The organism is Streptomyces sp. NPDC093598, from assembly GCF_044764825.1.
Classification (GTDB): domain Bacteria; phylum Actinomycetota; class Actinomycetes; order Streptomycetales; family Streptomycetaceae; genus Streptomyces.
On record NZ_JBIWIV010000008.1, the window covers coordinates 233,910 to 247,630 of the forward strand.

Here is a 13,721-nt window from a genome sequence, read left to right on the forward strand (position 1 = left end):
TGCTGAGCGCGATGAACGCGAAGTAGCCGACGAAGCGGTCACTGAACGTGGGATACGGGAGGACGACTCATGGCGTGGCTGCTGGTCATCGTGGCCGGGTTGCTCGAAACCGGCTTCGCCGTGTGTCTGAAGTTGTCGCACGGCTTCACCCGGCTCTGGCCGACGATCGCGTTCTGCGTTTTCGCCCTCGGCAGTTTCGGCCTGCTGACCCTCGCGCTGAGAAGACTCGACGTGGGGCCCGCGTACGCGGTGTGGACCGGCATCGGCGCGGCGGGGACGGCGATCTACGGCATGGTGTTCCTCGGGGACCTGGTGTCGACGCTGAAGATCGTGTCGATCACTCTCGTCATCATCGGCGTGGTGGGGCTGCAGTTGTCGGGGTCGGCGCACTGAGGCCCTGTCAGCCCGCCTGCGGGTGAAGGGCGCTGCGGACCAGGTCGCCGACGCCGCCCTCGCCGGGTGGTGCGGCCACGCAGGACAGGGCGAGCCGGACGGCGAGTTCGCAGGAGCGGGCCAGGTCGGCGGTGTCGGACGTGGGCGTACCGGGACCGGCCAGGACGGTGACGGCCCGGTCGCGCACGAGGGCGACGAAGTCGCCGGGTGAGGGCAGTGGCCCGTCGGCTCGGCGCTGGGCCGGTACGGCGGAGCTGGACGGCACGGCCGTCAGGGCCGGGGCGGGCAGCCGCTCACCCCAGCAGCCGGTGAGCATGGCGCGGACGAGGATGTTGTCCCGGGCCGCGGAGGTCGTCCACTCGGCGGTGGCGGTGAGCCGGTCGCGGGCGTCGCTGTACCCGGCGAGAGCGCGGTCGACTCCGGCGAGATATCCGTCGGCCTCTCGTCTCACGAGCGCCCGGGCGAGGCCGTCCTTGCTGCCGAACTCGTTGTACAGCGTCTGCCGGGACACTCCGGCCGCCGCGGCCACGTCCACCATCCGTACGGCGGACCACGGCCGGCGCACCAGCGCCGTGTATGCGGCGTCCAGTAGAGATTCCCGCGCTGCAGGCATCAACGCCTCCCCTTGGGGCGAGCGGCTCTGCGCCCAGGTTTGACGCGCGTGGAAGCACTGTCAAGGGTTCGCGAGCGCGCGCGGGGGCGCGTTTCGGCCTTGTGGCGCGGCGCGTTGGCCTGTGTGCCGGTTCCTCGCCCCGTGCATACGAACGGGCGGCGCACTCCGGCGGGATGCCGGTGTACGCCGCCCTGGGACGGGACGTTCGCGGAGTGACCCGCGTGGTCACGGCGACTACCTGGGGTCGCCTTCGAACTTCGAGGCCGACCAGAAGTAGCCGAGCACCGCGAGCCCCAGGCACCAGGCGAGGGCGAGCCATCCGTTGTGACCGATCTCGGTGCCGAGCAGCAGGCCGCGCAGGGTCTCGATGGCCGGGGTGAACGGCTGGTACTCGGCGATCGGCTGGAACCAGCCCGGCATCGCATCGAGCGGGACGAAGGTGCTGGACAGCAGCGGCAGCAGGATCAGGGGCATCGCGTTGTTGCCGGCGGCCTCGGCGTTCGGGCTGACCAGGCCCATGCCGACGGCGATCCAGGTGAGCGCCGTGGCGAAGAGCACGAGCAGTCCGAAGGCCGCGAGCCACTCGAGGACGGTGGCATCGGTGGAGCGGAAGCCGATGGCCACGCCGACGGCCCCGACGAGCACCACGCTGGCGACCGCCTGCAGCACGCTGCCGAGGACGTGCCCGATGAGCACCGACCCGCGGTGGATGGCCATGGTGCGGAAGCGGGCGATGATGCCCTCGGTCATGTCGTTGGAGACGGAGACCGCGGTGCCGATGGTGGTGCTGCCGATGGTCATCAGCAGCAGGCCCGGGACGACGAAGGCGATGTAGGCGGAGCGGTCCGGGGCGCCGCCACCGATGCCCGCGCTCATGGTGTCGCCGAAGATGTAGACGAAAAGCAGCAGCAGCATGATCGGGGTGAGCAGCAGGTTCAGGGTGAGGGAGGGGTAGCGCCGGGCGTGCAGCAGGTTGCGGCGCAGCATGGTGGCCGAGTCGCGGAGGGCGAAGGCGAGGGAACTCATCGGGCGGTCTCCTTGGGTCGGTTGAGCTGGTCGGTGCCGCCGGTCAGGGCGAAGAACACGTCGTCGAGATCGGGGGTGTGCACGGTCAGCTCGTCCGCCTCGATGCCGGCGGAGTCCAGCCGGTCGAGGATGGAGCGCAGCTCGCGCTGGCTGCCGCCGCTGGGGATCTGCAGCGCCAGTGCCTCGTCGTCCCGGGTGACCTCGCGCAACTCGGCGGCGGCGCGCTGGTAGGCGGCGGGGTCGGTGAAGCGGAGCCGGACGTGCCCGCCGGGGATCAGCCGCTTCAGCTCCTCGGCGCTGCCCTCGGCGGCGATGGTGCCGTCGTGGAGCACGGCGATACGGTCGGCGAGCTGGTCGGCCTCCTCCAGGTACTGGGTGGTGAGGAAGACGGTGACGCCGTCGGTGACGAGTTCGCGGATGATTCCCCACATGTTGTGGCGGGCGCGGGGGTCGAGGCCGGTGGTCGGCTCGTCGAGGAAGATGATCCGCGGGCTGCCGACCAGCGTCATGGCGATGTCGAGGCGGCGCTTCATGCCGCCGGAGTAGGTGGAGGCGGGCTTCTTCGCGGCCTCGGTGAGGTCGAAGCGTTCCAGCAGCCCGGCCGCCACCCGCCGCCCCTCACGCCTGGACAGGTGGTTCAGGTCCGCCATGAGGAGCATGTTCTCCTCGCCGGTGATCAGACCGTCGACGGCGGAGAACTGACCGGTGACGCCGATCGCGGCGCGTACCGCCTGCGGGTCGGCGGCGAGGTCGTGGCCGCCGACCCGGATGTCACCGGCGTCGGCGGTGATGAGGGTGGAGAGGATCTTCACGGCGGTGGTCTTGCCGGCCCCGTTCGGACCGAGCAGCGAGAAGATCGTGCCCGTGGGCACGTGCAGGTCGACGCCGTCGAGGACGGTCTTGTCGCCGTAGGACTTCCGCAGCCCGTTCGCCGCGATGGCCGGGTCGGTCATGAGGGGTGCTCCTTCGGACAGGCTGGGGGCTCTACAGGCTGCGGGCGGTGATGTCGCCGTGGGCGGCGGTCGCGTGAATGGTCAGTCCGGCGGCGGCGCCGTCGGCGTTCTCGAGGGTGTTGTGGATCCGGCCGTAGCCGGTGCCGGCGTCCAGGGAGGCGGAGACGCCGTGGGCCGCGCCGACCGAGATGTCGCCCTGCTCGGTGCGCAGCTCGACGGCGCCGCGTACGGCCTCGGTGATGCTCAGGTCGCCCTTCTGGGTGCTGACCTGGGCAGGGCCGCCGAGGCGGCCGACCGAGATGTCCCCGGCGAGCAGGGTGAGGCGGGCGCTGTCGGTCTCGTCGAGCCTGACCGAGCCCTGGGCGGCCTCGAAGGTGACGTCGCCGAGCCGTCCGACGCCGCGGAGTTCGGCCGCGGCCGACTTGGCCTCGACACGGGAACCGGTCGGCAGCTGGACCGTCACCTCCACGGATCCGGAGTGGCCGAGGGTCCGGTTCTTGGCTGCCGGGGCCTCGATCCGCAGGACGCCGTCGGCGTAGGCGACCTCGATCTGCTCCGCCGCCGTCGCGTCGCGGCCCTTCGAGGCGTCCGCCGGCACTACCTCGACCGTGGTGTCGGCCCGGTCGGCGGCGATGAACCGGATGCGTCCGGCGGGGATGTCGAGGACGGCGGTGACGGGGGCGTTGGTGTCGAACTTGTGCATCGTGCGCTCCTCGGTTCGTTGTTTCCGATGACGGAAAGGCTACGTTGCGTTCACGAACCTAGGCAACAACTTCGTTGCAGACATACACCATAAGCGCTGGTGAAAGCAGAGAAATCATTGCAACGACAATGCCGCCTAACGCAACAACACCCCTCTGCACGTTGCAATGGGATGGAAGTGAAAGCTATGGTGCGGACACCGGCGCACCACGGAGGAGACCGCGATGCCGGGAGGCAGGCTCACCCAGCAGGAACGCCAGCAGATCGCGCTGGGACTGGCCGACGGCCTCGCCTACGCGGAGATCGCCCGACGCCTCGACCGCCCCACCTCGACGATCACCCTGGCCGGCGATCGCGTTCCTCGACAGCCAGGGCCTCGTCCGCCGGGAGGCGGACGAAGGCCGCCGCGAGCGCTACGTCGTAGACGACGACGTCTGGTACCAGTCGATGACGGCCAGCGCCCGGTCCATCGCCCAGGTCGTGGACATCGCACGGCAGGGCGTCGGCGTCCTCGGCCCCGGCACCCTGGCAGCCACCCGCCTCGAGAACGTCGCCCCGACTTCGTCTCCGAGAGCACCGCCCGCGCCGCGGAGCAGGCACGCGAGACCCTTCACACCAAGCCCGAGACAGTTCCCGACTCCCCCACCCCCGCAAACCCCCTGTAGCCCCACCCCCACCTCGGCAGATAGGTTCGTCGCATGCCCGACTACCTCGACGATCTGCGTCTCGCCCACGTCCTCGCCGACGCCGCCGACGCCGCGACGACGGACCGGTTCAAAGCCCTTGACCTCAAGGTCGAGACCAAACCGGACATGACTCCGGTGAGCGAGGCGGACAGGGCCGCGGAGGAACTCATCCGCGGCCACCTCCAGCGCGCCCGCCCCAGGGACGCGATCCTCGGCGAGGAGTACGGCGTGGAGGGCACCGGCCCCCGCCGCTGGGTGATCGACCCGATCGACGGCACCAAGAACTACGTACGCGGCGTGCCCGTCTGGGCCACGCTCATCTCGCTGATGGAGGCCGGCGAGGAGGGCTTCCAGCCCGTCGTCGGCGTCGTCTCCGCCCCCGCCCTCGGCCGCCGCTGGTGGGCCGCGAAGGGCCACGGCGCGTTCTCCGGCCGCAGCCTCACCAAGGCCTCACGGCTGCAGGTGTCCCGCGTCTCCAAGCTCTCCGACTCCTCCTTCGCGTACTCCTCGCTCAGCGGCTGGGAGGAGCAGGGCCGCCTGGACGGCTTCCTGGACCTCACCCGCGAGGTGTGGCGCACGCGCGCGTACGGCGACTTCTGGCCGTACATGATGGTCGCGGAAGGCGCCGTCGACATGTGCGCCGAGCCGGAACTGTCCCTGTGGGACATGGCCGCCACCGCCATCGTCGTCACCGAGGCCGGCGGCACCTTCACCGGGCTCGACGCCCGCCCGGGCCCGCACAGCGGCAACGCGGCCGCGTCGAACGGCCTGTTGCACGACGAGTTGCTCGGATATCTCAACCAGCGCTACTGAGCCCCCCGTTGTTACCGAGCGCCCCCTTGTTGACCCTCCCTTTGCCTGCCACTCTGAGAGTCCCCCCACTTGTGAATTTGTGAAACCCTGAACGAACGGCGGGGAGACTCCCAGGAGGTGGCTCCATCCATGCTCGTCCGTGACGCCATGAGCACTGTCGTCCTCACCATCGGCCCGACCCACACCCTGCGCCAGGCAGCCGCGTTGATGTCCGCGCGCAAGGTAGGGGCGGCCGTGGTCCACGACCCCGACGCCGGCGGCATCGGCATCCTCACCGAACGCGACATCCTCAACTCCGTGGGCCTGGGTCAGGACCCGGACACCGAACGCGCCCACGCCCACACCACCACCGACGTCGTCTTCGCCGCTCCGGCATGGACCCTGGAGGAGGCGGCGGGCGCCATGACGCACGGCGGCTTCCGGCATCTCATCGTGCTGGACGGCGGCGAACCCGCCGGCATCGTCTCGGTCCGCGACATCATCCGCTGCTGGGCGCCGGCACGCCAACGCGTTCCGGCGTGAGCACACGGACGGGCCGGGCCCCCTGGGGACCCGGCCCGTCCGCCACCGCAAGCGGTCCAGCGCTGGAGTTCAGCCGCGCAGGGCCCGGACCGCGACCTCCAGCCGCTTGCCGTAGTCTCCGTCGGCCCGACGGAAGTTGTCGATCGCCCGCTCGACGATGTCGTCGCGCGAGACCTTGGCGATGAAGCCCGCCAGGTTGGCGATGAGGCGCTCCTTCTCGTCCTCGCTCATCAGGCGGTAGAGGTTGCCGGCCTGCACGAAGTCGTCGTCCTCGGCGTGCACCGGAGCCGGGTGGTTGCCCGTCGCGCCGCTCACGGCCGTGGCGGACCACAGGGGTCGGTCCGTCTGGAACGGGCCGCCGAAGCTGTTCGGCTCGTAGTTCTTCGCGCCTGCGTGTTGGCCGTCATAGAGGTACCCGTCACGGGAGTTGGTGCGCGCGACGGTGGCGTGCGGGCGGTTCACGGGCAGGTGGTCGGCGTTGATGCCCACGCGGTAGCGGTGGGCGTCGCCGTAGGCGAAGAGGCGGCCCTGGAGCATCTTGTCCGGGGAGGGGCCGATGCCCGGCACGAAGTGGGCGGGGCTGAAGATCGACTGCTCGACCTCGGCGAAGATGTTCTCCGGGTTGCGGTTGAGCTCCAGCTTGCCGATCTCGACGACCGGGTAGTCCGCGTGCGGCCAGACCTTGGTCAGGTCGAACGGGTTGAAGCGGTACGTCGCCGCCTCGGCCACCGGCATGATCTGCACGCCGACGGTCCAGGTCGGGTACTCCCCGCGCTCGATGGCCTGGCGCAGGTCGCGCTGGTGGGAGTCGGGATCCTCACCGGCGAGCCGGGCGGCCGTCTCGGCGGTCAGGTTCTTGATGCCCTGGTCCGTCTTGAAGTGGTACTTCACCCAGAAGGCCTCGCCGGCCTCGTTGCTCCACTGGAAGGTGTGCGAGCCGAAGCCGTCCATGTGGCGGTAGGAGGCGGGGATGCCTCGGTCGCCGAACAGCCAGGTCACCTGGTGCGTGGACTCGGGCGAAAGGCTCCAGAAGTCCCAGACGTTGTCCGCCTCCGTCGAGCCGGTGTACGGGTCGCGCTTCTGGGTGTGGATGAAGTCCGGGAACTTGATGGCGTCCTTGATGAAGAACACCGGGGTGTTGTTGCCGACGAGGTCGTAGTTGCCCTCCTCGGTGTAGAACTTCACCGCGAAGCCGCGCGGGTCGCGGACCGCGTCCGCCGCGCCCAGGTTGCCGGCCACCGTCGAGAAGCGCAGGAAGACCTCGGTCTGCTTGCCGATCCCGGAGAGGAACGCGGCGCGCGTGTACGGGGTGACGTCGGCGGTCACCGTGAAGGTGCCGTACGCACCCGCGCCGCGGGCGTGCACGACACGCTCCGGGATGCGCTCACGGTTGAAGTGGGCCAGCTTCTCCAGCAGGAGCTGGTCCTGGACGAGCACCGGGCCCCCGACGCCCGCGGTCTCACTGTTCTGGTTGTCGGCGACCGGGGCCCCGGCCCCCGTAGTGAGCGGTCCCTGGGTCACGTGCGCCTCCTGCACCATTCCTGACCGGTCCTGTCCCCTGGCCAAAGCCGTTCTCGATCCTACAATAGACAATGTCTAAAACAGGTAGGACTCTAAACTCACACCTGTTCGGGACCTGGTCCCTTTTGCTGTTAGGCTGGTTGCCATGAGTGACCTTCTGGAACGGCTGCGCGGACGCGGATGGCGGATGACCGCGCAGCGGCGTGTCGTGGCCGAGGTCCTCGACGGCGAACACGTCCATCTGACGGCCGACGAGGTCCACGCCCGGGCCGTGGCCAAGCTCCCCGAGATCTCCCGGGCGACCGTCTACAACACGCTCGGTGAGCTCGTGACCCTCGGCGAGGTGCTGGAGGTCTCCACCGACCAGCGCGCCAAGCGGTACGACCCGAACGCCCACCAGCCGCACCACCACCTGGTCTGCGCCCAGTGCGGCGCGATCCGGGACGTCCACCCGACCGGCAACCCGCTGGCGGACCTCCCCGACACCGAGCGCTTCGGCTTCACGGTCTCGGACGTCGAGGTGACGTACCGCGGCGTCTGCCCGAACTGCGCAGCGGCCTAGCCCTTCACACACGAGCCCCGGCATCGATGGATGCCGGGGCTTTGTCGCCCGCTCACACACAAACACCGAGGGCCGGAACCCTTTCGGATTCCGGCCCTCGGCCTTCAGTAGCGGGGACAGGATTTGAACCTGCGACCTCTGGGTTATGAGCCCAGCGAGCTACCGAGCTGCTCCACCCCGCGTCGATGAATGCAACGTTACGTCAATGACGAGGACGGATGCAAATCGCTTAACGGGGAGCGATTCGGCGGAGCGATTCGGCTGAGCGTCTCGGAACGACGGCCCCGCCCAGCCACGGCCTCCCCTGCGGACCGAGCCGCAGCGCTACCGGCGCCCTCCGGGCCGCGGACAGCCGGCACCGCCGAGCAACAGGTCCCGATCCGGCTGACCGCGGGCGCTCAGCACCGCGCTGGGCTGTCACCAGCCGCCCCCGCCGAGCGGCAAGCAGCCGGGCACCACGTGCCGACCTGAGCCGCGAGCAGAGCTCCAGCCACCCACCCCGCTGAGCTGCAGCCCCTAACGCCGCTGAGCGTCAGGGGCCGACCCCGTTGAGCGGCCCGGGTGAGTGGTAAGCAGCCGACCCCGCTGCACCGGCAGACAGTGATGCCGCTCGGAGCGGTGTGGCGGCCACGACGGCCCCCGCAGCGCCGTGCTGCGCATCCACCCGGCTCACCCCCCGCCGCCACGAGGCCGAGCACCCAGCGACACGGCCCGGCCTCAGGCCGACAGTTCCTGCCGCAACGCGTCCCTCAACCGCTCCGCCCGCTCAGCGACAGACGCCGGCCCCAGCGACACGGCCCGATCAGCCCACCGCTGCCCTTCCGCCAGCTCCCCCCGACGCGCGTAGACGAGGGCAAGTCGCAACGCCGCCCGTCCATGCCCCGCGTCAGCGGCCCGCGTCCACCAGACCGCCGCCTCCGGCTCGCTCCCCTCCCGGGCCAGCAGCAGCCCGAGATTGAACGCCCCGTTGCGGGACCCGGCCTCGGCCGCCTCCCGGTACCACCGCGCCGCCTCGACGACATCGCCCCGGGCCGCCGCGAGCATGCCGACCCGCACCTGCGCGCGCCGGTGCCCCTGGGACGCGGCCCGCTCGTACCACTCCTCGCACTCGCTCCGCCGGTGCACGGGCTCCCCGAGCTCGTGCGCGGGCTCCGGCGGACGGCGAGCGTCGAGCACGGTCGCCAGCCGGTACGCGGCCTCGGCACTCCCGCCCCCGGCCGCACACCGCAGATGCCGCTCGGCCTCCTGCTCGTCGCCGTCCCGCAGCCTCGCCATACCGACCTGGAGCGCCGCCTCGGTGTGCCCGGCCGCAGCGGCACGCTCGTACCAGCGCAGCGCGGCCTGCTCCTCGCCCCGCCCGGCGTGCAGGATGCCGAGGTTGAAGGCGGCGTCCACGCTCCCGGCCTCCGCGGCCTTGGAGAACCACGGCTCCGCGCCCGTCTCGTCGCCGCCCCGCAGCAGCAGGATCGCCAGCGCGTTCGCGGCCTCCCGGTGCCCGGCGTAGGCCGCGCGCCGGTACCACTGCTCGGCCTGCGGGGTGCGCCCCTGCTCGGCGCAGAGCAGGCCGAGGTTGTACGCGCCGTTCACGTCACCCGCGTCCATCGCGGCCCGGTACCACCGCTCGGCGGTCTGCGTCTCGCCCCGCTCGGCGTGCAGCGCGCCCAGCGCGTTCGCCGCATTGCCGTCGCCGTCCTGGGCGGCCCGCAGCCACCACACGGCGGCGTTCTCGGTGTCGCCCGCGTCGCGCAGCAGGAAGCCGAGCGCGCAGGCGGCCCGCGCCTCGCCGTCCTTGGCGGACGTCAGGTACCAGCGCCCGGCCTCCTTGAGCTGGCCGCGCCTCTCCAGAATCGTCCCGAGGTGCAGCGCGGCCCGCCGGTGCCCGCGCGCGGCGGCCTGCCGGTACCACTGCTCGGCCTCCTCGGCCCCGTGGACACCGTTGTCACCGTCGGCTTCCCGCGCCGCCTTCCGGTCCAGCGCCCGCGCCAGGCGGTACGCCGCCTCACGGTGCCCGCGCTCGGCCGCGACCCGCATCCACTGCTCGGCCGCGGCGTCCCCGCGATGCTCCAGCAAATCGGCGAGCGCGTACGCGCCCAGGGTGTGGCCCTGCTCGGCGGACTGGCGCAGCCAGTACTCGGCGGCTGGTTCGTCACCGCGCTCGCGGTGGTGCCGGCCAAGGGCGTGGGCGGCCGCCGTGGACCCGGCGACGGCGGCGATCCGCCACCATCCGGCGGCCTCGTCGGCGTACCCCCGCTGGTGAAGGAGGACTCCCAGGTTGTTGGCGGCCGCCCGGTCGCCCGCGGCTGTGGCGGCACGCAGATGAGGCTCGGCACCGTCGAGATCGCCACGGCGCAGCAACATGGCCCCGAGGACACTCATCGCCTCGACATCGCCGGCCTCCGCGGCGAGCCGCTGACGCAGCTCCTCGGCCGCCTCGTCGGCGATCTCCCCGGTCTCGTCCGGGGTCTCGGTGTCCTCCCGGCTGGAAGGCTGCACAAAACGCCCTGTCTCGAACAGAGTTGCCTTGTCCCCCATAACGTCCATCGTCGCACCACCTGCAACCTGGGTACACCTGGTATACCGCAGCCAGTGAGGTCACTTCAGCGTTTTGTCGACATGCCCACAGAGAGACAAGTCAAACACAGATTGCCCAACTCCCCCGGGCGGCGCGGCCGTAGCGTGCACCAGCACATGCGTTCACACATCACGAAGGCCCGGATTCCTGTGTGGAATCCGGGCCTTCGGTGTCGCTCCATCACTCGGACATCGCGACTTCAGTAGCGGGGACAGGATTTGAACCTGCGACCTCTGGGTTATGAGCCCAGCGAGCTACCGAGCTGCTCCACCCCGCGCCGTTGTGTTCACAACCGTATCACGGCGCGGGACGGGCATTTGACCAGGCCAGGGCCCTAGCTACTCGGCTTCGGGCTCGGACTGCCGCTGGGACTGCCGCTCGGGCTACCGCTGGGCTTGCTCTCGCCGCCCCCGGCGCCGCCCGCCCGGCTCGCCGCGGCCTGGGCGTCCTCGGCCCGCTGCAGGGCGTCCTCGAGGTCCTTCTGCGCCCGGCCGTACGCCTCCCAGTCGTTCTTCTTCAGGGCCTCCTGGCCCGCGTCGAACGCCTTCTGGGCGTCCTCCAGGGCCTGTTGGACCGTCGGGTTGTCGGACGTCGGCGGTGGCGTCGTCGTATCGCCCTCGTCCGGTGGCTCGGTGGCCGGACCGTCCGCTCCGAAGACCTTGTTGAGGGCCTCGTCGAGGGTGTTCTCGAAGGCGGTCTGGCCTCCGTAGGTGACCAGCACCTTCCGCAGCAGCGGGTACTTCAGTCCACCACCGCGTACGTAGACCGGCTCCACGTACAGCAGTCCTCCGTCGAGCGGCACCGTCAGCAGGTTGCCGTACTCCACTTCGGAGTCCCCGCCTCTCAGGAGCCTGATCGACTCGGCGATGTCCTCTTGGGAGTTGAACTGACTCTGGACCTGCTTGGGTCCGTTGACCGTGGTGTTGGTCGGCAGTTTCAGGATTCTGATCTTGCCGTAGTCACTGGTGCCCGCCTCGGCGTCGACCGCCATGAACGCACTGAGGTTGTCCCGGCCGTTGGGCGTGAAGGTCGTCGTCAGCGAGAACGCCTGCGCCTTCTGGTCGGGCATCTTCATGCTCAGGTAGTACGGCGGCACCGCGCTGCCCGACCGGTTCGTCGGGTCGTCCGGCACCTGCCACACCTCGCTGCCGCTGAGGAACGTCGTGGCGTCCTTCACGTGGTAGCGCGTGAGCAGCTCCCGCTGGACCTTGAACAGGTCCTGGGGGTAGCGCAGATGGTCCATCAGCGACTTGGAGATGTCGCTCTTGGGCTCCACCGTGCCCGGGAAGGCCTTCATCCAGGTCTTCAGGACGGGGTCCTGGGTGTCCCACTGGAAGAGCTTCACCTCGCCGGTGTACGCGTCGACGGTCGCCTTCACCGAGTTGCGGATGTAGTTGACCTGGTTCTGCTGGGCCACCACGGCGCGGTTGTCGTTCGTGGCGGTCAGCGAGTCGGCCGTGGTGTCACCGAGCGTCGTACGCGAGGAGTACGGGTAGCCGTTCGTCGTCGTGTACGCGTCGACGATCCACTGGATCCGGCCGTCCACGACCGCCGGGTAGGCGTCGCCGTCGATGGTCAGCCAGGGCGCGACCGCCTCGACGCGCTCCTTGGGCGTGCGGTTGTACAGGATCCGCGAACCGTCGCCGATCGCACCGGAGTACAGGATCTGCGGCTCGCCGAACGCCACCGCGTACGCGGCCCGGTTGACCGGGTTGGAGAGGTTGACCCCGCTGTCACCCTTGTAGCTGGTGGTCTTCTCACCGTTGTCGTCGGAGTAGTCGATCTCCTTCTGGGGACCGCCGACGATCGAGTACGTGTCGGTCTTCTCGCCGTAGTAGATCCGCTGCTCGTACGTGCCGAGGTCACCCTCGGAGGGCAGGTCGGACTCCGTGAAGTTCGGACGGCCCTGGGCGTCTGCGCTGGTGCCCTCGGCGGCGACCACTCCGAATCCGTGGGTGTAACGGAAGTGGTTGTTGATCCAGTTCTTCTTCGGGATACCCGCGAGGTTCAGCTCACGCAGGCCGATGACCGTGTCCTGGTCCTTGCCGTCCTTGGTATAGCGATCGACGTCCAGGTTGTTCGGGAACGCGTAGTAGTTCCTGATCTGCTGGAGCTGCTGGAACGTCGGCGAGACGATGTTCGGGTCCATGATCCGGATGCTGGCGGTGGAGGGAACGTCATCGCGCAGCGTGGTCTTGTCCTCGGTCTTGCTGGTGCCCGAGTAGTCGGTGACCTTGGTGCCGTCGATACCGTAGGCCTTGCGCGTCGCCTCGAGGTTCTTCTCGACGTACGGCGCTTCCTTGGCCTGCTCGTTCGGCTGGACCTGGAACTTCTGCACGATCGCCGGGTACAGGCCGCCGATGAGGATCGCGGAGAGCACCATCAGGCCGAAGCCGATCACGGGCAGCTGCCAGGTGCGCCGCCAGATGGTGGCGAAGAACAGCAGCGCGCAGATGACGGCGATGCAGAACAGGATCGTCTTGGCCGGCAGGTAGGCGTTGGCGTCGACGTACCTCAGGCCCGTCCAGTTGTCGGTTGCCCGGAAGTCGCTGGACTTCACCGCGAGTCCGTACCGGTCGAGCCAGTACGCGACCGCCTTCAGGGCCACGAAGATGCCGATGAGCACCGACAGGTGCCCGGTGGCCGCGGCCGTGGCGCGGGCGCCGGGGCTGGTGACGCGCAGGCCGCCGTACAGGTAGTGCGTGAGCGCGGCGGCGATCACGGACAGGATCGCGGCGGCGAAGCCGAAGCCGAGCAGGAACCGGTACCAGGGCAGGTCGAAGGCGTAGAAGGAGACGTCCAGCTTGAACTGGGGGTCCTTCTGGCCGAAGGGCACGCCGTTGACCCACATCAGCCACGTCCGCCACTGACCGGACGCCGAGGCACCGGCGATCAGGCCCACCAGGGCGGTGATCCCGAACAGCAGCCACTTCTTGTAGGGCGCGATGCTCATCCGGTAGCGGTCGAGGTTCTGCTGCTCCATCGACATGGCGCTCAACGGCGGCCGCAGTCGGTGCGCCAGCCAGATGTTGAATCCGACGGAGAGGGCCATGAGCAGGCCGAAGACGAAGAAGAGCCCGATCTTCGTCCACAGGGTGGTGGTGAAGACCGAGGAGTAGTTCACCGACCGGTACCAGAGCCAGTCCGTCCAAAAGCCCGCGAACATGGTGAACGCCATGCCGAGAACGGCCAGGACGCCCAGCGTCATGAGCAGGGTCCGGACACGCCGGGACGGGCGGCCCACTCTGATCCGCGGCCCCGAAGGGCCTCCGCCGCGGTCCGGCATCTGGAAAGCCAAGGTGCGCACCTCGAAGTTCGCTGTTGATTCGTCAGGCCCGCGTCTTCACGGACCGTCCGT

At 69.8% G+C, this 13,721-nt stretch carries 11 protein-coding genes, 2 tRNA genes and 1 pseudogene; 5 read left to right on the forward strand and 9 right to left on the reverse strand.

Annotated features, from left to right (window positions below; genetic code table 11):
• The first annotated feature begins 69 nt into the window (after window positions 1-69).
• A complete protein-coding gene (locus tag ACIRDU_RS24250; RefSeq protein WP_403582532.1) occupies window positions 70-393 on the forward strand; it encodes a DMT family transporter in 324 nt (107 codons plus the stop codon).
• Window positions 394-400: 7 nt separating this feature from the next.
• Here ACIRDU_RS24250 and ACIRDU_RS24255 read toward each other — a convergent pair whose 3' ends face one another.
• From ACIRDU_RS24255 to ACIRDU_RS24270, 4 genes are all read right to left on the reverse strand, one after another.
• Window positions 401-1,006, reverse strand: coding sequence for a TetR/AcrR family transcriptional regulator (locus ACIRDU_RS24255; protein WP_403582533.1), 606 nt, complete (start codon window positions 1,004-1,006; stop codon window positions 401-403).
• A 234-nt stretch (window positions 1,007-1,240) separates the two neighbouring features.
• The gene (locus ACIRDU_RS24260; RefSeq protein ID WP_403582535.1) at window positions 1,241-2,032 is read right to left on the reverse strand and encodes an ABC transporter permease; all 792 of its coding nucleotides are present in this window, start codon (window positions 2,030-2,032) and stop codon (window positions 1,241-1,243) included.
• Window positions 2,029-2,985 (reverse strand): ATP-binding cassette domain-containing protein, encoded by a 957-nt coding sequence (locus ACIRDU_RS24265; RefSeq protein WP_403582536.1) that lies wholly within the window; start codon window positions 2,983-2,985, stop codon window positions 2,029-2,031. Before ACIRDU_RS24265 ends, ACIRDU_RS24260 begins: the two co-directional genes overlap by 4 nt.
• 31 nt (window positions 2,986-3,016) lie before the next feature.
• Window positions 3,017-3,688 (reverse strand): DUF4097 family beta strand repeat-containing protein, encoded by a 672-nt coding sequence (locus ACIRDU_RS24270; protein WP_403582537.1) that lies wholly within the window; start codon window positions 3,686-3,688, stop codon window positions 3,017-3,019.
• 223 nt (window positions 3,689-3,911) lie between these two features.
• On the opposite strand from ACIRDU_RS24270, the pseudogene ACIRDU_RS24275 reads away from it, so the two are divergent.
• From ACIRDU_RS24275 to ACIRDU_RS24285, 3 genes and pseudogenes are all read left to right on the forward strand, one after another.
• Window positions 3,912-4,352, forward strand: a pseudogene (locus ACIRDU_RS24275) (helix-turn-helix domain-containing protein).
• Window positions 4,353-4,385: 33 nt separating this feature from the next.
• Window positions 4,386-5,186, forward strand: a complete 801-nt coding sequence (gene hisN / locus ACIRDU_RS24280; RefSeq protein WP_403582539.1) for a histidinol-phosphatase — start codon at window positions 4,386-4,388, stop codon at window positions 5,184-5,186.
• Window positions 5,187-5,315: 129 nt separating this feature from the next.
• Entirely contained in the window at window positions 5,316-5,708 is a 393-nt protein-coding gene (locus tag ACIRDU_RS24285) for a cyclic nucleotide-binding/CBS domain-containing protein (RefSeq protein WP_403582541.1), read from the forward strand.
• Between the two features lie 69 nt (window positions 5,709-5,777).
• Here ACIRDU_RS24285 and ACIRDU_RS24290 read toward each other — a convergent pair whose 3' ends face one another.
• Window positions 5,778-7,229, reverse strand: a complete 1,452-nt coding sequence (locus ACIRDU_RS24290) for a catalase (protein WP_403582543.1) — start codon at window positions 7,227-7,229, stop codon at window positions 5,778-5,780.
• 145 nt (window positions 7,230-7,374) lie between these two features.
• Between ACIRDU_RS24290 and ACIRDU_RS24295 the strand changes: the two genes are divergently transcribed.
• Window positions 7,375-7,791, forward strand: a complete 417-nt coding sequence (locus tag ACIRDU_RS24295) for a Fur family transcriptional regulator (protein WP_062928973.1) — start codon at window positions 7,375-7,377, stop codon at window positions 7,789-7,791.
• Between the two features lie 108 nt (window positions 7,792-7,899).
• On the opposite strand, the gene ACIRDU_RS24300 is transcribed toward ACIRDU_RS24295, so the two are convergent.
• The 4 genes from ACIRDU_RS24300 to ACIRDU_RS24315 form a co-directional block, all read right to left on the reverse strand.
• A tRNA-Met gene (locus ACIRDU_RS24300) sits at window positions 7,900-7,973 on the reverse strand.
• Window positions 7,974-8,508: 535 nt separating this feature from the next.
• Window positions 8,509-10,332: a tetratricopeptide repeat protein gene (locus tag ACIRDU_RS24305; protein ID WP_403582545.1), complete on the reverse strand. Its 1,824-nt coding sequence runs from the start codon at window positions 10,330-10,332 to the stop codon at window positions 8,509-8,511.
• Between the two features lie 234 nt (window positions 10,333-10,566).
• Window positions 10,567-10,640: transfer RNA gene (locus ACIRDU_RS24310), tRNA-Met, on the reverse strand.
• A gap of 57 nt (window positions 10,641-10,697) precedes the next feature.
• A complete protein-coding gene (locus tag ACIRDU_RS24315) occupies window positions 10,698-13,649 on the reverse strand; it encodes a UPF0182 family protein (RefSeq protein WP_403582641.1) in 2,952 nt (983 codons plus the stop codon).
• Window positions 13,650-13,721: the final 72 nt, after the last annotated feature.

Excerpts from the sequence above, each read along its gene's own strand:
- ACIRDU_RS24265 (WP_403582536.1), bottom strand. The coding sequence starts at position 2,985 with ATGACCGACCCGGCCATCGCGGCGAACGGGCTGCGGAAGTCCTACGGC.
- ACIRDU_RS24315 (WP_403582641.1), bottom strand. The coding sequence starts at position 13,649 with ATGCCGGACCGCGGCGGAGGCCCTTCGGGGCCGCGGATCAGAGTGGGC.
- ACIRDU_RS24305 (WP_403582545.1), bottom strand. The coding sequence starts at position 10,332 with ATGGACGTTATGGGGGACAAGGCAACTCTGTTCGAGACAGGGCGTTTT.
- ACIRDU_RS24260 (WP_403582535.1), bottom strand. The coding sequence starts at position 2,032 with ATGAGTTCCCTCGCCTTCGCCCTCCGCGACTCGGCCACCATGCTGCGC.
- hisN (WP_403582539.1), top strand. The coding sequence starts at position 4,386 with ATGCCCGACTACCTCGACGATCTGCGTCTCGCCCACGTCCTCGCCGAC.
- ACIRDU_RS24255 (WP_403582533.1), bottom strand. The coding sequence starts at position 1,006 with ATGCCTGCAGCGCGGGAATCTCTACTGGACGCCGCATACACGGCGCTG.
- ACIRDU_RS24270 (WP_403582537.1), bottom strand. The coding sequence starts at position 3,688 with ATGCACAAGTTCGACACCAACGCCCCCGTCACCGCCGTCCTCGACATC.
- ACIRDU_RS24250 (WP_403582532.1), top strand. The coding sequence starts at position 70 with ATGGCGTGGCTGCTGGTCATCGTGGCCGGGTTGCTCGAAACCGGCTTC.
- ACIRDU_RS24285 (WP_403582541.1), top strand. The coding sequence starts at position 5,316 with ATGCTCGTCCGTGACGCCATGAGCACTGTCGTCCTCACCATCGGCCCG.
- ACIRDU_RS24295 (WP_062928973.1), top strand. The coding sequence starts at position 7,375 with ATGAGTGACCTTCTGGAACGGCTGCGCGGACGCGGATGGCGGATGACC.